Annotated in this window: 20 protein-coding genes and 1 CRISPR repeat array; of the genes, 6 read left to right on the forward strand and 14 right to left on the reverse strand. The window is 41.8% G+C overall.

Annotation, left to right across the window (positions count from 1 at the left end):
• Window positions 1-541: 541 nt before the first annotated feature.
• A complete protein-coding gene (locus M1E96_RS13220) occupies window positions 542-4,387 on the reverse strand; it encodes an enterobactin synthase subunit F (protein ID WP_369427106.1) in 3,846 nt (1,281 codons plus the stop codon).
• Between the two features lie 275 nt (window positions 4,388-4,662).
• On the opposite strand from M1E96_RS13220, the gene entD reads away from it, so the two are divergent.
• Window positions 4,663-5,319: an enterobactin synthase subunit EntD gene (gene entD, locus M1E96_RS13225; protein ID WP_272579589.1), complete on the forward strand. Its 657-nt coding sequence runs from the start codon at window positions 4,663-4,665 to the stop codon at window positions 5,317-5,319.
• 7 nt (window positions 5,320-5,326) lie between these two features.
• A CRISPR array of direct repeats spans window positions 5,327-6,435; the repeat unit is 28 nt; unit sequence TTTCTAAGCTGCCTATACGGCAGTGAAC.
• A 268-nt stretch (window positions 6,436-6,703) separates the two neighbouring features.
• On the opposite strand, the gene flgL is transcribed toward entD, so the two are convergent.
• The 11 genes from flgL to flgB form a co-directional block, all read right to left on the reverse strand.
• A complete protein-coding gene (gene flgL, locus M1E96_RS13230) occupies window positions 6,704-7,639 on the reverse strand; it encodes a flagellar hook-associated protein FlgL (RefSeq protein WP_272579588.1) in 936 nt (311 codons plus the stop codon).
• Window positions 7,640-7,666: 27 nt separating this feature from the next.
• Complete coding sequence (gene flgK, locus M1E96_RS13235; protein ID WP_272579587.1) at window positions 7,667-9,307, reverse strand: flagellar hook-associated protein FlgK; 1,641 nt, start codon at window positions 9,305-9,307, stop codon at window positions 7,667-7,669.
• A gap of 133 nt (window positions 9,308-9,440) precedes the next feature.
• Window positions 9,441-10,418 carry a flagellar assembly peptidoglycan hydrolase FlgJ gene (gene flgJ / locus M1E96_RS13240; RefSeq protein WP_070926054.1) on the reverse strand — a complete coding sequence of 326 codons (978 nt, stop codon included), beginning with the start codon at window positions 10,416-10,418 and terminating at the stop codon, window positions 9,441-9,443.
• Window positions 10,418-11,521 (reverse strand): flagellar basal body P-ring protein FlgI, encoded by a 1,104-nt coding sequence (locus M1E96_RS13245; protein ID WP_337979424.1) that lies wholly within the window; start codon window positions 11,519-11,521, stop codon window positions 10,418-10,420. The genes flgJ and M1E96_RS13245 overlap by 1 nt, the downstream gene beginning before the upstream one ends.
• A 37-nt stretch (window positions 11,522-11,558) precedes the next feature.
• Window positions 11,559-12,290 (reverse strand): flagellar basal body L-ring protein FlgH, encoded by a 732-nt coding sequence (locus M1E96_RS13250; protein ID WP_070926052.1) that lies wholly within the window; start codon window positions 12,288-12,290, stop codon window positions 11,559-11,561.
• Between the two features lie 89 nt (window positions 12,291-12,379).
• Entirely contained in the window at window positions 12,380-13,162 is a 783-nt protein-coding gene (gene flgG, locus M1E96_RS13255; RefSeq protein ID WP_070926050.1) for a flagellar basal-body rod protein FlgG, read from the reverse strand.
• A gap of 21 nt (window positions 13,163-13,183) precedes the next feature.
• Window positions 13,184-13,939, reverse strand: a complete 756-nt coding sequence (locus M1E96_RS13260; protein ID WP_272579586.1) for a flagellar basal body rod protein FlgF — start codon at window positions 13,937-13,939, stop codon at window positions 13,184-13,186.
• A gap of 15 nt (window positions 13,940-13,954) precedes the next feature.
• On the reverse strand, window positions 13,955-15,169 hold the full coding sequence (flgE, locus tag M1E96_RS13265; protein ID WP_140181615.1) for a flagellar hook protein FlgE: 1,215 nt from the start codon (window positions 15,167-15,169) through the stop codon (window positions 13,955-13,957).
• A gap of 30 nt (window positions 15,170-15,199) precedes the next feature.
• Window positions 15,200-16,030: a flagellar hook assembly protein FlgD gene (locus M1E96_RS13270; protein WP_272579585.1), complete on the reverse strand. Its 831-nt coding sequence runs from the start codon at window positions 16,028-16,030 to the stop codon at window positions 15,200-15,202.
• Window positions 16,031-16,041: 11 nt separating this feature from the next.
• Window positions 16,042-16,446, reverse strand: coding sequence for a flagellar basal body rod protein FlgC (gene flgC / locus M1E96_RS13275; RefSeq protein WP_140181613.1), 405 nt, complete (start codon window positions 16,444-16,446; stop codon window positions 16,042-16,044).
• A 5-nt stretch (window positions 16,447-16,451) separates the two neighbouring features.
• On the reverse strand, window positions 16,452-16,865 hold the full coding sequence (flgB, locus tag M1E96_RS13280) for a flagellar basal body rod protein FlgB (RefSeq protein ID WP_272579584.1): 414 nt from the start codon (window positions 16,863-16,865) through the stop codon (window positions 16,452-16,454).
• A gap of 362 nt (window positions 16,866-17,227) precedes the next feature.
• On the opposite strand from flgB, the gene flgA reads away from it, so the two are divergent.
• From flgA to M1E96_RS13295, 3 genes are all read left to right on the forward strand, one after another.
• Window positions 17,228-17,884, forward strand: coding sequence for a flagellar basal body P-ring formation chaperone FlgA (gene flgA, locus M1E96_RS13285; RefSeq protein WP_070926042.1), 657 nt, complete (start codon window positions 17,228-17,230; stop codon window positions 17,882-17,884).
• A 247-nt stretch (window positions 17,885-18,131) separates the two neighbouring features.
• Window positions 18,132-18,446, forward strand: a complete 315-nt coding sequence (gene flgM / locus M1E96_RS13290; RefSeq protein ID WP_070926040.1) for a flagellar biosynthesis anti-sigma factor FlgM — start codon at window positions 18,132-18,134, stop codon at window positions 18,444-18,446.
• A 5-nt stretch (window positions 18,447-18,451) separates the two neighbouring features.
• Window positions 18,452-18,892 carry a flagella synthesis protein FlgN gene (locus M1E96_RS13295; protein ID WP_140181607.1) on the forward strand — a complete coding sequence of 147 codons (441 nt, stop codon included), beginning with the start codon at window positions 18,452-18,454 and terminating at the stop codon, window positions 18,890-18,892.
• Between the two features lie 633 nt (window positions 18,893-19,525).
• On the opposite strand, the gene flhA is transcribed toward M1E96_RS13295, so the two are convergent.
• Both flhA and flhB read right to left on the reverse strand, forming a co-directional pair.
• A complete protein-coding gene (gene flhA, locus M1E96_RS13300; protein WP_272579881.1) occupies window positions 19,526-21,622 on the reverse strand; it encodes a flagellar biosynthesis protein FlhA in 2,097 nt (698 codons plus the stop codon).
• The gene (flhB, locus tag M1E96_RS13305) at window positions 21,615-22,766 is read right to left on the reverse strand and encodes a flagellar biosynthesis protein FlhB (RefSeq protein WP_070926032.1); all 1,152 of its coding nucleotides are present in this window, start codon (window positions 22,764-22,766) and stop codon (window positions 21,615-21,617) included. Before flhB ends, flhA begins: the two co-directional genes overlap by 8 nt.
• A gap of 264 nt (window positions 22,767-23,030) precedes the next feature.
• Between flhB and M1E96_RS13310 the strand changes: the two genes are divergently transcribed.
• Entirely contained in the window at window positions 23,031-23,270 is a 240-nt protein-coding gene (locus tag M1E96_RS13310; RefSeq protein ID WP_272579580.1) for a type II toxin-antitoxin system CcdA family antitoxin, read from the forward strand.
• Window positions 23,270-23,575 carry a CcdB family protein gene (locus M1E96_RS13315; protein ID WP_369427107.1) on the forward strand — a complete coding sequence of 102 codons (306 nt, stop codon included), beginning with the start codon at window positions 23,270-23,272 and terminating at the stop codon, window positions 23,573-23,575. The genes M1E96_RS13310 and M1E96_RS13315 overlap by 1 nt, the downstream gene beginning before the upstream one ends.
• Window positions 23,576-23,698: the final 123 nt, after the last annotated feature.

Genomic DNA, 23,698 nt, shown 5'->3' on the forward strand with positions numbered 1-23,698 from the left:
CACTACCAGCAGCGTCGTCAATGGCACTCAATACAACACCAAAAGCAATAGCAACGCATTCAAGCTGAAAACTTGCCCTACCCACTGACCACCAGAGATTGAAATAGCCTTCATATCGAAGCCACTCGTGTTAATGCGTCGAAAAATAATTAACTCAATATCGTTAATAGTTATGCAATAAAAATGACTCGAAATGCAGGGTATTTTTTAATAAACTTACACTCAGTAACCTTAGTTTTCTCCTCATACTTCTTTTCGTTTTATCTTTGATTAAATCAGTGTCGCGCATGCTAACACAGTAAAATAAATGGGATAACGATAATTATTATCTCTATTTTGATGAAAAATATTATGTAAAAGTATGGGTTCTCATTTGCTTGTCATGCAAATTTATGTTGTTAATATCCGAAGAGTAATACTAACTAATACCATGATATAAAAAGCTTTTTGGTTATTTACACAGCTAAATATAGCAAATATTTGATGACTAAAGAAAATACAAGACAATTTCATTACATTAATGCGGTTGTAATATAATAAGCTAACCTAATATTTGTCGTAATACAGGGCCAATTGCCGTAAATGATTTTGGGGAAATAATATCAACATGAGTGCAGTCTTGAGGGTAAAGATCGACGTGTTGTACCCACGGCGCCCAAGCTGTTTTAGGAGTTAGCCCTTCAGGTAGCGTTTTTTGAGCCACAAATAGTGTCACCTTACCATCATAAGGTAATGTATGAGCTGTCGTCAGTAATCTGACCGCATCGGTATAATTTTGCTCAATGATTCGAAAAAGGTTATTGGTTTCTGTACTCGTCTGTACTGACATAAATGCGATTCGTTCTTGAGCGATTTTAGCTATTATATCGGGGTTTATTTCCCCCTGAGCCCTATCACGCCAATTGAGTACTTCTGGCGGCCAAGTATCCAAAAGACCTAAGAATAACACCTCTTTACCGAGCTTTCGCAAACGAGCAGCAACCCCTTGAGCTAAAGTTCCTCCTAAAGAATACCCTAATAAATAATAAGGGCCTTGTGGCTGTTGGATTAATAACGTTTTGAGATGCTGCTCGCATGCATCATCAATGGTTTCAGCCATCATTGCTCCCATTGGACGTGGTGATTGCAAACCAGTGATACTCCAACGCTCACTAAGATGGCAAGCTAATCCACTAAATTGCCATGCAAAACCCGATGCAGGATGAAAACAAAACAGTGTAGGGCCATCTCGTTCACGCAAGGGTAAAATCGTTTCCATGCCCCATAGCGAAGGATCTTTGAATGTAGGTTGCGGATTTAAACGTGCAGCAAGTTTGCCTATTGTCGGTGATACCATAATTTGGCCAGGGGTGACTTGCTGGCGTAACTGCTGACTTAGCTGTGCCGCTAGCTGAATTGCCAGAAGAGAATGCCCTCCTAAAGCAAAAAAATCCGCATCAATGCTTTCAATATGACAACCTAATAATTGCTGGTAAGCCTTGGCAATAATTAGTTCGGTTTTCGTTAACGGTTTTCTGCCCGTTTTAGGGGAAAGCAATTCAGGAAGAGGTAAGCGTTTACGGTTTAATTTACCATTTTTACTGAGTGGTAAAACATCAAGTTGTACAATCATTGACGGTAGCATATAAGGTGATAAATGCTCACTTAACTGTTCTCTTAAGCTAACCATATCAAGTTGCTGACCTGAGATAGAAGTCACATACCCCACTAGCTGCCGTGTATCCCCTGCCATTTGCGCCGTATTATCTAATATACATGCATGTGCCACGGCTTGTGCTATATCAGGAAGCTGTAACATGGCACACTCCACTTCACCAAGCTCTACCCGTTGGCCTCTTATTTTCAGCTGCGAATCAGTTCTACCGAGATATTCTACTGCGCCTGAACTGAGCCAACGAGCAATGTCACCTGTACGATACATGCGTTGACCCACATTAAGTGGATTAAAAATAAATTGATTGTCTGTTAAATCAGGACGTTTAAGATAGCCCTGTGCGAGTTGCACTCCTGTTAAATATAATTCACCCGCGACCCCAAAAGGAACAGGTCGCTGTTGGCTATCAAGTATATGCATACCTGAATTCCATATTGGGTAACCAATTGGTACAGTATTTCCTTCTACAGCAGCAAGGTCATCGCCGTAAGCCTTGTAATAACTAACATCAATAGCCGCTTCGGTAGGCCCATAAAGATTATATAACGGTATATGAGTTAGCCGTTCCCATCGACGACACAGCTCGGTCGGTAAAGCCTCACCACTACAAAAGACCTGTTTCAGCGTTAAACTGTGCGGCTGTCTGATATATGACTCAATAAAAACCGCTAACATAGAAGGAACAAAATGGGCTGTGGTGACCCTATGCTGCTTAAAACATGACATCATTGCTAGCGGATCAAGATGAGCTTGCGGCTCTAACATCACCAATCTAGCCCCCGCAATCAACGGCCACCAAAATTCCCACACTGAGACATCAAAACTACACGGTGTTTTCTGGATCACAACATCGGTTGATGCCAATGGATAACTCTCTTGCATCCATAGTAGACGGTTTACTATCGCTTTTTGCCCAATCATTACTCCTTTAGGCACCCCTGTTGAGCCCGACGTATACATAATATAAGCGGTGTGTTCAGGTTGAATACAAGGCTCAATCCATTGTGGGATATATGGCAATAACGCGTTATAACATAAAACTTTTATACCGGAAAAACGGGGTAGATATTCCGCCAGCGTAATCAAAAGTATGGGTTGAGCATCTTTCAATATTTTATCCAACTGTCTATCTGGAGAATCAATATCTAATGGCAACCAAGCTGCCCCAATCTCAGCGATTGCATGGATAGAAAGCGTTAAAAATATCGACCGAGGTAAGGCAATTGCCACGCTATCGCCTAATTTTACCCCTAACGATTTTAGCTGTAGAGATAGAGCAACGACTTGTTTTCTCATTTCGTCATAAGTCAGCGAATATTGCTGATCGACTAATGCAATTGCATCCGGTGTTTTAGCTGCCTGTGTAGCAACAAGGCAACTTAGTGTTGTGATGGGCAACTCTCTGTGAGTATGATTGATGCGTAATTGTTGTTGATATTCGCTTTCCAGCAAGACATCAACATCACCACATCTTAATGTAGGATTATGGATAAATTGCCTAACCATCAATGAGATGCGTTGTAAATGTTCTTCAAGTTCTTTCCGTTCAAAACAGCGACCATTAGCTAATAACTCAATCGTCACTTGTCCTGTTTCATCAACTAATAGCGCCAATTCCAGCTCATCAACTGGGCCTGAAGCAAGCAAATGCGTTTTGGTGGTAAGTTTTGGCATCTCCAATGGAGAATCAAACATTTTGACATTTAATACAGGGCCGTAAATTAATTCATTTCGTCCCGCCCCACACCTATCTCGAAAGTGATAATCAGAGTTGTAACGTTGATGGCGGCGTATCACTTGCAGCTGTTGAGCGAGCCGTTGTGCAAATTCAGGTAATGTTTCCCCTTCATCAATCTGAATAGCAAAGGGTAACATATTTACCACAGGTCCTGTTGCAGCGAGTGCGACAGATCCTATACGCCTCATAAACATAAATTCAGCCGAATAATTCATACGGCCACATAATTTTCCGAGCCATAATGTCACTAGTGCAAGCGCTAAATCTATCGACTGACACCCCTGTTTATGAGCAAAGAATTGATTTTCAATAATATACTGTAATTGTATGATATTGTTGGCTTTATCCAATAATGATTTGGAGGACAGTGATGCAGGAATGGGTAATTTTTGATAATAATCATTCCAAAATTCTTTATCTATATGAAAAATTTCACTATTTTGATATTTTAGATATTCATCGACAACCGCTTGAAAAGGGGTAAATGGTGATGCTGGTATTGATTGTTTTTGCTGTAACGCACGATAAATTGCCGCTATTTGCTGAGTAATCGCCGAGAAACTAAAACCATCCACTTGAATGTGATGGTAGCGTTGATACCAATACCATCGCTGATCATCCAGTTGTAATATTTTATGCATTACCAATGAATTGCCACTGTTCACACGTAAATCTTGTTGAAGATCAGCATTCATAATAGTCAACGCAGTATTATGAGGTTCAGGGCAGTGACGTAAGTCTATGTATTCAGGAAGATCAAACTGTAATGTCTCATCAAACCACTGAACCACTTCACCATCCTGTTCTTGAAAACGCATACGTAATGTATCCGCTTGCATCATGCCACTAATAATGGCTTGCTTTAGCTGCGTGACATTAAGTTCGCCGACCAATTCGACATAATGTGCAACGCTCCAAGCAGGGTATTCTGTATACAAGCGTTCAGCGGCCCAAATCGCGGGCTGAGCAGCAACAAGAGGTAATTTATGACACATTATACGCTTGTCCTCGCTATGCCCCGTGTTGATAGAAGTACTAACCCTGATTGTGTATTACATGAGGCATCAAACGCCCCATCAGAAGCATTGGATGGATTGTGAATTACCATATCAAGCCTTTATCGTCACTAGTTCAACTTCTATCATAATGGTGGAGTGGTGCTTTATGGCTTTTCAAAAAAGATTAGGCTGATGCTAAAAAAAGGAATAACAATAAATAATCAAGCGACTTATTGTTACCTTTGATAATTCATTTGAAGGCCCATATCAGTATGGATACTCATTATTTAACCCGCTACTTAGGCAAACAAACATTACACTTTTTGTACTTTGATCCCACCACCTTCACCCGTGATGACTTACTCTATCTTCCGCATCACAGCAAACTCACAAATGCAGTCATCAAACGAAAAGCCGAGCACCTAGCAGGACGTATCGCAGCTTCCTATGCGATTAAATCATTAACGGGTCGCGGCCAAGTCATCGATATGGGTTTACACGGTGAGCCTTTGTGGCCAAAAGGCATTAAAGGCAGTCTTAGTCATAATTGTTGTTGTGCGATTGCGATTGCTACGATTGATAAAGCCATAACAAGTGTCGGCATCGATATAGAAACCATTATTGATGAGTCTGAAGCAAAGCAAATTTGGCAAGTCGTACTTAATAATGCAGAAAGGCAAAGCTTGATTGGCTGGCCTTTTCCTCTCGCTGTCACCCTCGCGTTTAGTGCCAAAGAGAGTTTATACAAGGCACTCTGTTATGATGCAAAACAAAGTATTGATTTTTTTAGCTCACAAATCATTAACATTACCCACAATACACTGACGCTTGAGCTAACAAATGATCTCGCTGGGCACATAAAAGGCGAAAGATGGATATTGTATTGGCAACAACAAGGTACGCAAGTCATTACCTTGGTTTGTCATTAAGACTGATTGTATGTGCTGCCTATACGGCAGTGAACTGTTGCGCACACGAGTCCCCGTAACCTTCATATTTCTAAGCTACCTATACGGCAGTGAACAGAATGCGTTATCCGAAGCGAAACCAGCATACTTTCTAAGCTGCCTATACGGCAGTGAACTTATTTGAGCATTGGAATAGATAAAGAGCTTTTTTCTAAGCTGCCTATACGGCAGTGAACGTAATATGCAAATCATCAAGTTCTGGTCTATTTTTTCTAAGCTGCCTATACGGCAGTGAACACAACTGGGATAGGTCAATCTGTCTATGAAATTTTCTAAGCTGCCTATACGGCAGTGAACCGCAAGATACGTGAGGATTTCGCACATCCAGATTTCTAAGCTGCCTATACGGCAGTGAACTTCATTAGTTAGCTCATCGTCCTGATTTGCTATTTCTAAGCTGCCTATACGGCAGTGAATCAATCGATAAGTGAGAGTTTCGCACATCCAGATTTCTAAGCTGCCTATACGGCAGTGAACGCTCATCAGAACAAGCCGTGCTTTCGGCTTGGTTTCTAAGCTGCCTATACGGCAGTGAACACTCGGGCAACTCTTTAATTTTTAAAAGCTTCTTTCTAAGCTGCCTATACGGCAGTGAACCTCACCCTTTAGCGCTGCAATGTTTAACATCTTTTCTAAGCTGCCTATACGGCAGTGAACATTGGTTATATCTCATCAAACCTCAAGGGAATTTTCTAAGCTGCCTATACGGCAGTGAACTTTCTGATGGGATTTATACCTATTGGTATGACTTTCTAAGCTGCCTATACGGCAGTGAACTTGTGAAATAGCGTTATCGCATACCCTGTAATTTTCTAAGCTGCCTATACGGCAGTGAACTCATGCTTTAGCGATGCGCGAAAAGGGCGGTATTTCTAAGCTGCCTATACGGCAGTGAACATCTAAGGGGCTCTTTGCCCCTTTCTTATTTTTTTCTAAGCTGCCTATACGGCAGTGAACGCAAAACTCCTGCAAAACTCTTCTGCAAAACATTTCTAAGCTGCCTATACGGCAGTGAACTTCGATATCCGGTGCGGTTGATGTATCGATGCTTTCTAAGCTGCCTATACGGCAGTGAACTATAGCCTATCATAGAAAACATCTAAGATAACAAGAAACTAGCCCGAAATTGTTAAAAATACCTTATTTTATAAGGTGTATCTTAACCTATTGTTTTAACTTATTATTTTTAATGTGGGAAAATAGAAGGTAATTTAAGAAGGATAACGAATCAAAATGAATATCAAAAAAGACAATATCTACTGCTATTGAACCAATAAAGAAAAATAGATTCTCCCTAACGAATTAAGCCAGCACCTCTATCAAACAATCAGTGCTGGCAAATCACTTAGCGACCACCAAACAGCGACATACTATTTAAGTCTTTAAAAATATCCTGTGAAGCTTGGAACATCGCCATCTCTTTATAATAATCTGATGTCGTACCAGTCCAATTTGTTTCCAACAATTCACTGACTCGTTTGCTATTTTGGATACTGCGTGAATCTGCAAGAAAGTCTAATTTATCAATTTCTTGTAATTGTAAACCTTGCTTAGACTCAATATTAGAAATTTGGTCTAACGCTGATTTAACCGCCGTATTTGCCTCACCTAAATCTTTTTGTGCAGCCGCTAGCTCGGCTTCTGTTGCGGTATCTTGTGGTAATTTTAAAGCTGTAATTGCTTTATTGAGTGCTTTAAATACCTCAACATGATTACTACCATCGGTTGCAAACACTTGATTGCCCGTATAATAGGTCGTCATTTCGCGATCGCTAGACACATTTTGTGTAATCGCTTTATCACCACCGTTATAAATCACCTCACCACTTGCGTCGACTTCAAAAGGTGGCTGATCCGATTTAAAACCAGCAAAAATATAACGACCATTGCCATCAGTCGTATTGCCCAGTGCAACCAATTGATCTTTTAAGCCTGAAATCTGATCGGCTAGCGATTCTCTATCACTATCACTTAAAGGGCCTTGGTTTGAGGCCTGAATAATCGTGGTATCTATTTGAGTCGTCACATCATTCATTTGTGTCAGAACACTCATCTGCAACAACATACCCGTTTTGGCAAAACCACGACTCAACACATATTGTTGATTACGGTTTTCTGATTGGTTGATCCGTACTGCTTGTGAAGACGCTTGCGGGTCATCTGAGGGTTTACTGACTCGTTTACCCGACGCTAATTGGCTACCTGCCTCCATCCAGCGTGACTGAGCATTATTCATATCTTGCAGGCGCTGGTGATAAATCATATTTGTACTTAAACGCATAACAGGATCCTTTTTAATTACTGAAAATTAAAATGCTCTCATCAGGGCATTGAATAAGTCATCGACCGTTTTTAATACTTGTGCATTCGCATTGAAGAATTGTTGGATCTTCTGCATTTGAATGCTTTCTTCATTCATATTAACGCCTGAAACTGCCTGCTCTTGCGCATAAAAACTTTCAGTCATTTTATTTTGTACTTCAGAATCAATTTGCGCCTGCTTAGTTTGGCTCCCTACTTCATTGACTATCGATGCATAATAATCAGAGAAAGTCGAATTACCGCCAACCAATTTTTGATCTTGCAATTTGACTAATTGTTTAATGTTTTCATTGTCCCCAGGCCCACTACCTTTAGCTCCGGCTGCCGCAAAGTCAGCTGCATTGCTGATCAGCGTTTGCATTCCATTGATCACACCATCAACAGGTTTTACTAGAAATGCATCACCGGCTTGCGCATTGTTATTACTTATTTTTATTTCAATGCCATCAAATTTTAAGGTGTCAGCTGTTGAGGTATCGACAGCAATTTTTACGCCTTCAGGTAACCGCGTGACATTCCAATCGGTACCATCAAAACGCATTTCATAGTTATTGCCCGTCACCTTAGAAACATCGCTATAACTTAAATCGAAATCAGCCTTACCTTGGTTAAAAGTGTTGCTCACCACACCACCTTTACCGATTTCAAAAAAGTCTTTGCCTGTATTGCCATTGGCGTCAAAGCCTTTGGCATGAATTTCATTAAATTTACTGGCAAAAACTAACGCAAGCTGATTTAGCTTTTGATAAGCAGGATCAATCACATCTTTGCGAGAACGGAGAACACCGCTCAGTTCCCCGCCACGAATCGCCTCATCAGAGATTTCACGAACTTGTCCATTCGCCCCCACAAAACCAATGCTAAAACGGCTATCGTCTTGCGCAGATGCTACTGCTTCAAGTCGATTTGCTTTTTCGCCAGTAACCAATGGCAAGCCATTAGCAAAGGTGACGTTGTAATTACCGTTTTGCTCAATCACTTTGACGCCGACCAATGAATTGACCTCATTGACAAGGCGATCACGAACATCTAATAAATCATTAGGCTCTGAGCCACTTACTGAGCGCATACGTGCAATTTGTTGATTGAGTCCTGCAATCTTTTCCGCGTAGGTATTGATGTCTTTCACCTTGGTTTCAATTTGGCGATTAACATCACGCTCCATCTCTTGTAGACGTCTATCCGCTTCTTTAAGTTGGCTAACTAATGAGTTTGAATTACCCAAAAAAACATCAATCAATGTTTTATCACTGGCATCACTGCTCGCCGCATCCAGAGCAGTAAAAAAGCTACCAAGGTTATTGGAAATATCCCCCGTATCATTAGTTAATAAATCATCTACTTGGCTACTATTTTTTGCATAAGCTTCATAGTCACCGCTACGTGCGCGCGATTGACCATACTGTTGGTTGATAAATTCATCAAATTCACGGCGCACATGGCTGAAATAAGTGCCATTACCAAAATAGCCATTAGGAGTCATTGTACCGGGATTCTCCCCGAAAACGGCACTTTGGCGGTGATAATAGCCCACACCTGCGTTAGCTAAGTTATTTGATATAACACTTAACCCGCCTTGTGCAGCATTCACCCCGCTAAGCGCGTTGTTCATTACATTGTTTAGCATAAGCTGTTCCTTTCTCTGGTGCTTACCGCCATGGTTATTGATGAAACCTTCGCAATATCAACCGGAAATTTTTCAAATCTGTAGTGGTTATCGGAAAAACGACAAAAAAATTTAGTCCTAGCGCCATGAAATTTTAAAAAATATCACTCAAATCGACGTTATAGGCTTTAATAGCCCGAGAGGCTGTCGTATCAGAGGTTTGATGGCCGCGAATTTGATTGATCAGACTAATCAACTTGTCAGAATAGTTCGGGTCTGTCGCATAACCAGCCTGATGTAAGCGACGTGCTGCTACCTCTGGTGATTGCGCATGTTTCACGTCCCGATAGCGTGGATTTTCTGTCAATAAATTGATGTAATCAGCAATCGCTTCCTCGTAAGAACCATAAACACGAAAATCATCACGCATCTTAATGCTTTTGCCATTAATCACTTCTGTCGTCATGATATTGGTGGTAGGGCCTTGCCAATTTTTACCGGCTTTAATGCCAAATAAATTATGACTGCTTTTCCCTTCTGCGGTTAAGATTTCACGACGCCCCCACCCGCTCTCCAAAGCGGCCTGAGCAAGTACTAATAAATGCGATATACCACTTTTTTGGCTCGCCGCTTTTGCGGGTTCGATCAGTTGGCTAATGAAATTTTGACTGTTTAGAGAGAGAGATTTCACTTTTTGCATCGGTGATGATAAAGCATCACCTAATGGCGCAAAACGGCGCACAATTTGTGCCATCGCTTGGTTAGGTAGGCTGTCGATTAAGCGATCTTCCATACTAAATGGTTTCATCGGTTGCTCTAGTGGTGAGGTATTACCTTGCATTTTTAGCTGGTTATACATCATTTCGCCAAAACCTAACCCTTTTTGCGATAAATCCTGAGCGATTTGTTGATCATACATACTGGTTAACATACGTGTTTGATCGCTAGAAAATAAGCCATCTTGCGGTAACGCATCACGCATACTTTTTAGCATCATCTGGACAAAGGTTGCTTCTAGCTGTTGAGTGACTTGTCGCAAACCTTTTTCAGGTGAATCAGTCAGTTCTCGCTTTAGCCCATTCAGCGATTGCAAATCAAATGCGGCCCCCTGCATCAGTTGCATATCATTCATTAGATGATCTCCAACTTAGCATGTAAACAACCCGCACTTTCCATTGCTTGTAAAATGGACATCAAGTCTGTCGGTGTTGCACCCAGTGTATTAAGTGCCTGTATCACTTGGTTAAGCTGTACGCTTGCATTGACCTTTTGCAGCGCCCCACCTTGCTCACGAACGCCTATATTAGTATTACGTGTTACAACCGTTTGCCCACCGGCAAATGGTGTGTCTGGCTGGCTGACTTGTGTTTGTCTTTCAACTGTTACAGATAAGCTACCATGCGCAACCGCACAACTTTCTAACGTTACACTACGGTTTATCACTACTGAGCCAGTACGTGAATTTACGATAACTTTCGCTTCCGCTAATGGTGTTCGCACATTCAGCTCTTGAACCTGAGCCAAGAAACGCACTTGATCCGCATTATTCATTGGTACATTTAACTGTACTGTACGTGAATCTAGCGCTGTTGCAGTCCCTGCACCGCGTAAGCGATTAATTGCATCACTAATATCTTGTGCTAATGTAAAGCTATCATCGTTCAATTGCAGGTTGATCATACCACTTTGCCCAAAACTCGTTGGCAATTCACGTTCAATAGTCGCACCACCTGAAATACGCCCACCATTTAATTGGTTGACTTTGATGCTACTGCCACCCGCACTCGCCCCCGCACCTCCTACTAAGATGTTGCCTTGTGCCATCGCGTAAATTTGCCCATCGACGCCTTTTAATGGCGTCATCAATAATGTGCCACCGCGTAAACTTTTCGCATTGCCCATCGAGGAAACGACGACATCAACGGATTGTCCTGAACGAGCAAAAGGCGGTAATTTAGCGGTCACCATCACTGCCGCCACATTTTTCAGCTGCATATTGGTGCCAGGAGGAACCGTGATCCCCATTTGAGATAACATGTTGCTTAAACTTTGTGTGGTAAAAGGCGTTTGCATAGTTTGGTCACCTGTACCATCTAGCCCTACCACCAATCCATATCCAATCAACGCATTGTCACGCACACCTTGTACCGTAGTAAGATCTTTGATCCGTTCACTGTGTGCAGATACCGCCGTGAAACAGAACAAGATGAGCAAAAGGGTCACTAATTTATTCATTCGATTATCTCTACCGATATACAGCTCAATTTCCATCTTAATAAGGGGAAACATTTAAGAAAAAGCGTTGTAACCAACCCATGGTTTGTGATTCATTAATATAACCATCACCGACGTATTCAATACGAGCATCTGCGACTTGGGTTGAACTCACATTATTATCAGCACCTATGGTGCGTGGGTTAACCACCCCAGAAAAACGAATCGACTCCGTTCCTTGATTAATAGCAATCCGTTTTTCACCGACCACATGCAAGTTACCATTCGCTAGCAATTGATCGACCGTGACGGTGATCGTGCCTTTAAAGGTGTTGTTAGCATTTGCACCTCCCTTACCTGTGAAATCGCTATTCCCCTTCACATCCAATTCGGTATTGCTTCCGCCAAGCCAACCTTGCATAAAGCCCGGTAAAATTGCGGCTAAGAATCCCGTTTTACCACTACGATTGGCATTCGCTGATGAGTTTTTGCTGGCGCTAACATTTTCTTGGAGATTAATCGTTAAGATATCGCCAACATTACGTGGGCGCCTATCTTCAAATAAAGGTTGATAGCCGTAATAAGCAGGTTGTGTGCTTTGAAAAATTGCTCCATTGGGTGCAGGTGCAGTGGGGGCTGTCGGTAATGCTGTTGTTTGAGTATCCACCAGCGGGCCAGGCTTAATGTGGGCGCAGCCGCTGATGACGAATACCATCGCAATCACGATAGCCTTATTCGGTGAAAATGATGGGACTTTTCTATTATTAAGGGCAATACCGCTTTTCGTCATTATGATGCTCTTTTGCTGCTGTTTCTGTTTTACCTAATAGGCGCTCATCAAGTGGTTGTTGGCATAACCACTTGATGTAATTTATGAAATTAAAGCTGCGTTAAACGTTGCAACATCTGATCTGATGCAGAAACTGCTTTACTGTTAATTTCATAAGCACGCTGCGTTTGGATCATATTGACTAATTCTTCGGCAACATTGACATTCGAGGTTTCAAGCATATTTTGATATAGCAAGCCCGCACCGTTCGTTCCCGGCGCACTTTCATTTGGTGCACCAGAACTCGCCGTTTCCATGTATAGGTTCTCCCCCATACTTTGCAAACCCGCATCATTGATAAAGGTCGATAACGTAATTTGTCCAATTTGTTGCGGCTGGCTGTCACCAAATACCTTGATAGAAACAGTACCATCGCGAGCAATGGTTAAACTCTCTGCATTATCAGGGAGAGTGATAGCAGGCACGATTTGATAGCCGCTTGAAGTGACTAATTGACCATCTTGGTTAGGTTGCAAAGCACCATCACGTGTATAGGCATCCGTCCCATCAGGCATTTGGACGTGTAAGAAACCCTGCCCCTTGATCGCGATATCGGTTGAATTACCTGTTTTGTTTAAAGCGCCTTGACTATGAATGCGCATGGTGGCAACAGGGCGAGAACCTGTACCTAACTGCAACCCTGATGGTAACGAGGTTTGTTCCGAGCTCATCGCCCCCGGTTGACGAATGTTTTGATACAGTAAATCTTCAAATACCGCACGCTGACGCTTGAACCCATTAGTACTCACGTTTGCCAAGTTGTTTGAAATAACATCAAGGTTCGTTTGTTGAGTATCAAGCCCTGTTTTAGCAATCCATAGAGAACGGATCATGGATAATTCCTTACTAATAAGTTAACTAATGGTAAGCAGTTGATTCGCTTTTTGCGCATTTTCATCTGCGCTACGCACAACTTTCATCTGCATTTCAAAATGTCTAGCATTGGCAATCATCGCCACCATCGCCTCAGCGGCATTGACATTACTGCCTTCAATTACCCCTGAAGTGATAATTGAATTTTCGCTTTGAGGGAGCCCATTACCATTAGCCGCTTGTGCTTGTGGCGATAGATGAAATAATCCATCTTCGCCACGTAATAAATCTTGGGGCTGAGCTTCAACCACTTTCAAGCGACCAATTTGGCCTAACATCGTCGGTGGATCAGTGGCTAATAACGCCGTTACCGTACCGTCTTGACCAATGGTTAATTCCGCATTTGGCGGTACATTAATTGGGCCACCATCGCCTTGCAGACGGCGTTCACCGATCATCAACTCACCTTCAGGTGAAATCTGAATATTACCGTTGCGCGTGTAGGCTTCGCTTCCATCCGCCAATTCAACCGCTAAGAAATGTTTATCATTAAGCGACACATCCATTGGCCGACCAGTGTAATTAAGTGGCCCTTGGCTCATATCAGCACCTGGAGTCGAAGCAACGACTAATGTACGCGTTTGCTCGCTATCTCCATTGATGGGGACAGCACGCATCGCTGCTAGCTGAGCTTTAAAACCTGCCGTAGAAATATTGGCAATGTTATTTGAAACAATCGCTTGATTTTCAAGCGCATGTCGTGCGCCCCCCATTGCGGTATAAATAACGTGATCCATGGCCAACCTCTATACTTAACGTAAGTTAACCATCGTTTGCAGCATCTGATCTTGCGTTTTGATCGTCTGTGCATTCGACTGATAGTTACGTTGCATCACAATCATATTGATCAGCTCTTGGCTCATATCAACGTTAGATGATTCAAGTGCACCACTGGTCAAATTGCCAAACTGACCAACCCCCGGTACGCCATTAATAGGGTTACCTGACGCATTCGACGATGCCCAAACGTTGCCACCTTGAGACACTAAACCATTTGGATTCGCAAAAGCAGACAATGCCACCTGCCCCACTACACGTTTTTGTTGGTTAGAGTAGTTAGCCACAATCAGACCATTGTCTTCGATTTTGAAGTTTGTATATTCACCGGCTGGATAGCCATTTACATCAATAGCACTCACTGATGATTCACTGACTTTTTGTTGGCGAGTATTATTTAGGTCAACTTGTAAAGTGCCATTATTCGCACCGTTAAGGCCTTTATAGTCGAAAGGAAATTTTGCATCTGCTGGTGTAGATAAACGACCATTACCATCAAATGTCATATCTCCTAATTTTACCGCTTTTTTGTCATTGGCATCTTTCGCATAAGCTGTCCATTTATTGTCATCGGTTTTGACAAAATAAACAGAAATTTCGTGCGTATTGCCTTGGCTATCAAAGGCAGTCATCGTAGTGCTAAAGTTATAGCTCCCCGGTATATCTGGGTTATCTGGGTCAAATGTTTTAGGATTGTCTTCCGAATTCAGGTTAATCGTCAGTTTAGCCATATCCGACGCTTTAGCATCCATCATATCGGTTGGGATATTAAGTGCCTCAGGTACCCCCCCTGATTGAATAGCCACATTACCTTTATTATCAACACTCGCTGGGTATCCCGTTACAATCATGCCTTGGTTGTTAACTAAGTTACCGCTTTTATCACGAATAAATTGGCCATCGCGACTGTAATAAATGTCGCCATTAGCATCTTGTACACGGAAAAAACCATTACCTGAAATAGCAACGTCCGTTGGTCTATCCGTACGTGTAATTGAACCATCTTTAAAGTTTTGTGTTACAGCAGCAACATTCACCCCGAGCCCCACGCCTGAGCCGGCAAACATATCGGCAAATGAGGTCGTTGCACCTTTAAATCCATTAGTTGCGGAGTTGGCAATATTGTTACCAATCGAATCAAGCCCTGCTGAGGCAGCATTTAAGCCACTGACTGCTTGTGAAAATGACATATTTTCTCCATGACGGTTGGGAAATTAAAATTAAGCGGATGGGTAGACTTTAAAAATGCTACTAAGTGGAACACTTTGCCCAATACCAACATCCAATAAAGGTGCATCACTCCCCGGCGTGACACCATTAACACGGGTGTAGCCTAGTTTGGTAACTTCGATTTCAGTGCCGTTACTGATAGCCTTGACATCGAAAAAATATTTACCTTTTGTATCGACAACCACATTGCCATTGTTATCTTTTCCGTCCCACGACATATCATAAATATCGGGTTTGACATCAGTGTCATAGGTAATGGTTCGCACCACAGTTCGATTTTTATCACGGATAGTGATTTCAACGCTGTTGGCCATTTTGGGAAGAAAAAAGCCGAAAGGCGAAGAGATAAAATCCCCTTCAGATATAGCTGTTTCACCATCATGACTACTTTCAGATAAGGAACGGGTCGTTTCATCTTCTGGCAGTGGATTGGTAGGTTTAGAAACAGATGAACTGCTGTCATTATTGGATGATTTTAATGGTGCAAGCACAATTTCATTACGTGGGATCAATACGCCTTTTCCAACTAATTGAGTCGCTTGTAATGATTGCCCTGAACCAATTTGCTGAGAAATACCATTAACACTATCACCCAACTTGTTCATACTTTCCAACGTCGCGATTTGTGCTAACTGGCTGGTCAAATCGGTGTTTTCCATTGGTTTAGTTGGATCTTGGTTTTGCATTTGTGTGACGATCATTTTCAAAAATGTGTCACGCATGTCATCTGTTTGACTTTTCTTTGGAATATTACTTTGCAACGGCTCAGGGCCTGCTGTGGTATTGTCCAAAGAATCATACATTGTCGCTGCAATGCCCATTTAGCCTCCCGTTACTGGCCTATAGTTAAGGTTTTTTGCAACAGCGATTTCGCTGTGTTCATCACCTCTAAATTGGCTTGATAACTACGTGAAGCCGAAATGGTATTGATCATTTCGCCAACCATATCGACATTAGGCATACGGACATAACCTTTTTCATCCGCTAATGGGTGGCCGGGTTTATATGCCAAACGTGGTGGTGTCGGATCTTCAATCAGTTGGCTCACTCGAACGCCACCGACTTGATGACGACCTTGGGGTGTCATCTGAAATACCACTTGTTTAGCACGAAATGGCTCACCATCAGGTCCTGCTACGCTTTCAGCGTTTGCCATATTGCTTGCGCTAACGTTAAGACGCTGTGATTGTGCAGTCAGCGCTGAAGCTGAAATATCTAAAATACTCAGTAAAGCCATAATCATTACCCTTGCTGTAAGACAGCCAACATGCTTTTGATGCGGCTATTGATAAAGGTTAGGTCTGCCTGATACTTCAAGGTGTTATCGGCAAATTGACTGCGTTCAATATCCATATCGACCGTGTTTCCATCCATTGAGGTCTGATAAGGCACACGATATTTGAGATCCAAAGCCGGTTGTTTTACCCCATGGCCTTCTATGTGTCCTTTTGAGGTCACCGCAAGTGCAACCCCCTTACCTTTCACGGCGCCGTTATTTATCGCCTGTTGCAGTTGACGATTAAAATCAATATCACGTGCCTGATAACCCGGCGTATCTGCATTCGCGATATTTGCGGACAGCACCGCTTGTCGCGATCCGCGTATTGATAACGCTTGTTGCCCAAAAGCAAACAAAGCATCTAATTTATCAATCATGTTCAACCTCAATGATAAAACGTATTTCAGCACTCGTTGAAAAAGCTGCTCTAGGAAGATAGCAATACAGAAAACGCTGAAATTTAAAATTCGACGCGCTTATATTAGCTGGCGGATAAAAAATCTAATGGCAAGATAAAGGCAAAATTATTGACCTATTTAGCTCATTCATTATTGTACAAATGAGTAAACTGCGAGCATCTAGGAAACTCGTTTTAATATATGCTCAAAATAATTTGCGAAGTACTGGGCAACAAATGAATGAATTGCTAACGCTTGAGAAAACAAGAGACTGACGTAAATACACGTAGTCAATATGCCTTAGCTACAACTTGAAATATGACAATATAAGAGGCGACTTGATGGGTTATTTTTATACAACTGCATTTTGTGGGTTAACTTTAATGGCAACCGCAGCCCAAGCCTCTTTACCACAAGATATTAATCATTATTTTCGCAAAATACATAGCAAACCAAACCAAGTTTCTATTGAAATTAAAACGCCAATAGAACGCTGGCCGAGTTGTGAAAACCCGCAGATCATGCCGCCGATTGGTGGACGTAATATGGGAAATGTTTCATTACCTGTCCAATGTGGAAAGAAAAAACAGTATCTTCAATTAATCGTTAATGTTACGGGTCAATATTATGTCGTAACACGTAATATTACCCGCGGTGAAAAAATTGAATTTGTAGATATTGGCACTAAAAAAGGGCTGTTAGATAAGCTGCCAGCAGGGGTATCAACGGACAAACTCGCTATTCGTGGCAGTATTGCGTTGCGTGATATTAATGCAGGCCAAATAGTTACTCAGTCCATGATCCGCCGGCCATGGGCAATAAAAGCAGGACAGACTGTGTATGTGTTTGCCAACGGCAATAACTTTTCGGTGAAGTATGAAGGTCGAGCGATTAATAATGCAGTCACGGGACAAAACACACGCGTTCGCCTAGTGAATGGGCAAATTGTGAATGGAGAAGCATTAGAAAATGGCAGCGTTCAGATAGCACTCAAATAGCGATTTTTGATTGTCGCAATATCGTTATATCGATAATATGCACTCAAAATACAGGTAATCATCTACTTTTATACTGCAAGGTGCAGGGCTTTTCATTAAGGTATGGTCGCTACGCTTAGCAAGCTGTCCCCTAAATCTTGAATTGTTTAGAGTATAGAATTATCCGAAAGGTTATCATCGCATTTAAAGTATTCAACATAATTGCCGATAAAATGAATCAGAAAGATATCGGAATAGGAAAAATATTATGGCTATCGAGCAAACACCTGCAATTTCAGCATTAACTCAAGTCACCACTCGTGATCCACAGGATGCGACAACAACTCTTCGCGATAAAAAAGTTTCAACCACTGAATCTGTGAAAGAAAGCGTTTTTTCACCCAGTGAATTGCAAAAGAAGCTGTTACAACCGCAAGCAAGCGATATTAATAGTGAAAAAGTTGAAAAAATTAAACAAGCTATTAAAGATGGCACATTGAAAATGGACGCGGGAAAAGTGGCAGATGGGATTTTACGTGATGCACATGAATCCATGCTTTCAATGAAAAATGAAGCAAGATAACCAATATGAACGATGAATTACTCATACTGCTAGAGCAGCAACTAGCACATTTGCAATCACTACAGATAGTGATGAAAAATGAGGAGTTGCTGTTAGGCTATCACCGTGTTCCACCGTCTCCTTTCCAAGAAACCACGGAACAAAAGCGCTATTTGGTTGCCGCGATTAGCCACGGTGAAACAAACCGCCTACGTTTAGAGCAAGAGAGCAACATTTCAGCACCTTACGAAGACTTCCCTGCTCTACAAAGTCTTTGGGGAGCGATCAAAGCGCTAACAACAGAGTTAAAAGAGCTCAATTATCGCAACCATCAAATGTTGCAATTACACATTGAACTCAATAGCCAACGCCTCGCTTTCGCCAAAAAACATAATAATCAATCGACATATGGTGCTGATGGGTTAGAGCAAAAACGCCCTGTGTTAGGTAAAAAGATCTCGATTTAATCAAGTTTCTCCCAAAACTTACCTTTTATAGTACAGGCTGTTTTGCGTATCGCTTACCCTATACTGATAAATAATGCAGGGGGAATATGCCCATTATACTTCAAGTTGCAGAGGTGTTGATGTTTGCTCTTGGTCAATCATAACAATATGGTATTGTTCAATAAGACATTTGAAAAACATTCGAGGCAAGTTCGACACTGCTACTCGATGCCTTTCGGCAAATGAACGCCATACTTTAATTTAAGTACAGCACTCATGATTAAATACAATATCCTTCCTAAACTTCAATTCAACTAGATTAACTGTTTCAGGATTATCCCCGGTAGTCACCATGCGATACTGATGTTTATTATTTAACTTCAGCAATCGATAACTATCAGGGACAGCAAAATGATCTATTTGAAAAGGACTTATTCCTCTTTCGATAAATGACACTGTGTTCTATATTTTTCGATAATACTTTTAATTTAATATTAAAATCAGTATTTGGAATTAGTCTTAGCATGGTTGAGCATACCTGAAGTTCAAGTTTTATGCTCATTTTGCCCCACCTCATGGACAATGAATAAACACAATATACATTAGTTCATCAAGGGCTCTAAATCTCAATCAATCTCAAGTTAATTGGGTCGATTAGCTACCACTAATCATTGATGTCATACGAATTTTACGGCGATCATTCAGTTCAAGATTCGACATGACGACCAATTGAGGTAAGCTTCTGCGCAAAAAGCGAGATAAGATCAAACGTAGACCATGGTTAACTAATAACACGGTTGGTGCCCCCATTGCTTCTTGATGTCGAATGGCATCTTCAGCTTGGGTTTGTATAAATTGAGCAAGATTAGGTTCTAACCCTCCACCATTTTTAGCGGCTTGTAATAAAATTTGTTCCAAATTTGCATCAAGTCCAATCACTTGAATTTCATCTGCATTACCAAACCACTGTTGTGTAATTGCTCTGCCCAAAGCAATACGTACTTGAGATGTCAGATAATCGGTATCTTTTTGTTCACCGTTTTCTCCTGCCATTTCAGCGAGTGTTTCAATAATGGTACGCATATCGCGGATCACCACATCTTCCATGAGCAAATTCTGTAATACGCGATGTAAAATGGTTAATGAAATCGTATCTGGTATCAAATCATCAGCTAATTTAGGCATTTCTTTTTTCACTCGCTCATACAGCTGTTGTGCTTCTTGGCGACCAAATAGCGTACTTGAATTTTGCAGCAAGATTTGATTGAAATGCGTTGCGACTGCGGTACTCGCTGAAACCACGGTATAACCTTGAATTTGTGCTTGCTCACGTAAATCATCATCAATCCAAACCGCTGGTAGGCCAAATGCAGGCTCTTTTGTGGCATCACCTTGCAATGTTCCAGCAGCATTACCAGGATCAATTGCAAGACTTCTTCCCGGTTGAGCTTCACCACGCCCAACTTCAGCACCTTTTATAAGTATCCGATATTCGCATGGCGATAACTCTAAATTATCGCAAATATGGACAACGGGTGGCAGATACCCTACTTCTTGAGCAAATTTTTTCCGCAGCCCGCGTAAACGCCCTAATAGCTCGCCTTGTTGATCGTTATCAACCAGTGGGATCAAACGATAGCCTACTTCCATAGCCAGTAAATCTTCCAACTGCACATCGTCCCAAGTTGCCTCCATCACTTTATTGGCTTCTTGAACTTGTTTTAGTTGGCCATCTTCTGATTTCTGTTCTGGTTGTTTGGACTTTTTGACCAAATACCAACCTAAACCGGCTAATGCAGCGGTAAAAAGTAAGAAAACAAAGTTAGGCATGCCCGGTATCAGGCCAATCAGCCCTAAAACCCCTGCACTTAGCCACATCACTCGTGGGTTATTAAACAGTTGGGTAACCATCTGCTCACCCACATCTTCATCCGTTGCAACCCGAGTAACAATAACCCCTGCTGCGGTTGAAATGATTAACGCGGGGATCTGTGCCACGAGCCCATCACCAATAGTCAGCAAGGTATAAGCACTCGTTGCATCACCGAGTGTCATATGATGCTGACCAACACCAATAATCAAACCACCTACCACGTTGATCACCATAATCATGATCCCCGCGATAGCATCACCACGGACAAATTTACTTGCACCGTCCATTGAGCCATAAAAATCGGCCTCTTGGGTTACCTCAGATCGGCGTTTTTTGGCTTCTTCATCATTAATGATCCCTGCATTCAAGTCAGCATCAATCGCCATTTGCTTACCGGGCATTCCATCTAGCACAAAGCGAGCGCCTACCTCAGCAATACGCCCCGCTCCCTTAGTGATAACCATGAAGTTAATCAAAACTAAGATAATAAAAACCACAATACCAATAGCAAAATTACCACCAACTAAGAAATGCCCAAAGGCTTCAACAACCCGACCCGCTGCATCTGGGCCTGTATGACCATCAAGCAAAATGATCCGCGTTGAAGCGATATTCAGTGATAAGCGTAATAATGTCGCAAATAGCAGGATCGTAGGAAAAGCGGCAAAATCGAGGGTACGTTTAGTAAACATGGCGACTAATAGCACCATGATGGATAACGCAATATTAAAAGTAAATAATAAGTCTAAAATAAAAGCCGGTAATGGCAAGACCATCATTGATAAGATCAATAAGATGAGAACTGGCCCAGCCAAAATTTGCCATTGCGTGCCCTGTAAAGTTTTCGGCAATTTTAATAATGCAGCCAAATTAGCCATCGCGATTGTTTTCTCCAACAAAGTCCAGCGCCGGTGGTACTGGTAAATTTTTCGGTCTTCTTGGTTTTAATCCACCTTCACGTCGCCAACGACGCAATTGGTAAACCCATGCTAAAACTTCTGCTACTGCTGCATAGAGTGCAACAGGAATGCTTTGCCCTATCTCTGCATGACGATACAAAGCACGTGCAAGTGGTGGTGCTTCAAGCTGCAAAATCCGATGCTCTTGGCCAATTTCCTTAATACGCTGTGCTAGTACCCCAGCTCCTTTTGCTAACACTTTAGGTGCCCCCATATTTTTGTCGTCATACTTTAATGCAACAGCATAATGGGTTGGGTTAGTGACAATAACATCTGCTTGTGGGACATCTGCCATCATTCGGTTACGCGCAATGGCGCGCTGCTGCTGACGAATTTTCGCTTTTATCTGTGGGTCACCTTCTTGCTGTTTGAACTCATCTTTAATTTCTTGGCGGCTCATGCGCAACTTCTTCAGATGTGAGCGAAATTGATAAAAAACATCAAAAGCCACCATTGGGATCAGTAAAAATACAATCAAGTAACCTGCAAAAATCACTTTATGCATCGCATTGCCTAGGGCTGTCACCGGTGATTCAGTAACTAGGTGTAACAATGATGGCCAGTTTTGCCATAAGAAAATGGCAGCACCTAGCCCAACAAATAACGACTTCAGTATTGCCTTAAATAGCTCTGAAAGCGCATTCATTGAAAAAATGCGTTTTAATCCTGAAATTGGATTAAGTTTTTTCAAATCAAACTTAATGGATTTGCTATTAAAGGCTAATCCCCCTACCAATGATGATGCAGAGATCCCAACCAGCGCTAACCCACCAATCACAGGGAATAAAGCAAATAATGCTTCACTCACTACTCGTCCTAAGTAACTCAACATCAATCCAGTATTTTGAATATAGTGGCCATCAAAAATAAAACCTTGGCGGAAAATTTGCCGTAACTCATCAGCAAGATGCCCCCCACTCAGCCATAGCAAGCTAATACCCGCTAACATCATCATCAACGAACTCAGCTCTTTGGAGCGAACAATCTGCCCGTCGTCTTTTGCTTTTTGTTTTTTATGAGGCGTGGGCTCTTCTGTTTTTTCTACATCACTTTCATCAGACACGCCGTTTCCTTGTTCGTCAGCAGATGACAATTTTGGTCTATAGCATGACAGAGTGTAAAAAAATCAATGCTGGAAAATAGATAAGGTTCGCAAGGGTTATTTGCCAATTGAGCAAAACAACATCAGTATTGCGAGTGGCTACGCAAATCGAAAAACAGTAATGCAAAAGAGCTGAAAAACAGCAAAATGGAAGGTTAAAGTCTAACGTAAGCAACAGGCCATGCTATATTACACGGGTAAATACACATGTAATCTGAGGCGATTATGAGTACGGTTGCAAATAGAATGAAAAAAACGGTAAGCGTCACCGTTGCTCCTGAACTGTATCAGCAAGCAAGAAACGCTAACTTAAACTTTTCAGCCATTTTAACTAAGGCATTGATTATGGAGTTGAAAAAAGTAAAAGCACTGGAGTGGAAACAAGCAAACACGGCGGGTTTTGATGAACTCAATCGTATCAATGATGAATACGGATTACTGTCGGACAAATACAAGGAGTTTTAATGCAATTTAATCTCTATCAAAACCGTGAAAATAGCCATTCCCCATATTTACTTGATATACAAAGCGACCTCATTGATAGGCTTAATACTCCGCTAGTCATTCCGTTGTTTGATAGAAGTTTAGTTCGTCACGCATTACCTGTAGGGCTGAACCCAACGCTGTTAGTCGAGGGTCGCCCCTATGTATTAATGACGCATCAGATGGCATCAGTACCTCATTCGTTACTTGGTAAAATGGTTGCAGATTTTACAGATCAAAGAGATGACATAAAAAAAGCCATTGACCTACTTATAGATGGTTTTTAAGAGAGCTGAAGATCCCATAACCCATCATATACGTTAACGATTATTTACTGATAACGATAAGGTTGTGCTTTTTTTATGTTAATTTTAATGAAGTGCGCCCCCTCGCAGCACCTATGCAAGGGG

This window comes from Providencia sp. PROV236 (assembly GCF_033676985.1).
In the GTDB taxonomy this organism is placed as follows: domain Bacteria; phylum Pseudomonadota; class Gammaproteobacteria; order Enterobacterales; family Enterobacteriaceae; genus Providencia; species Providencia manganoxydans.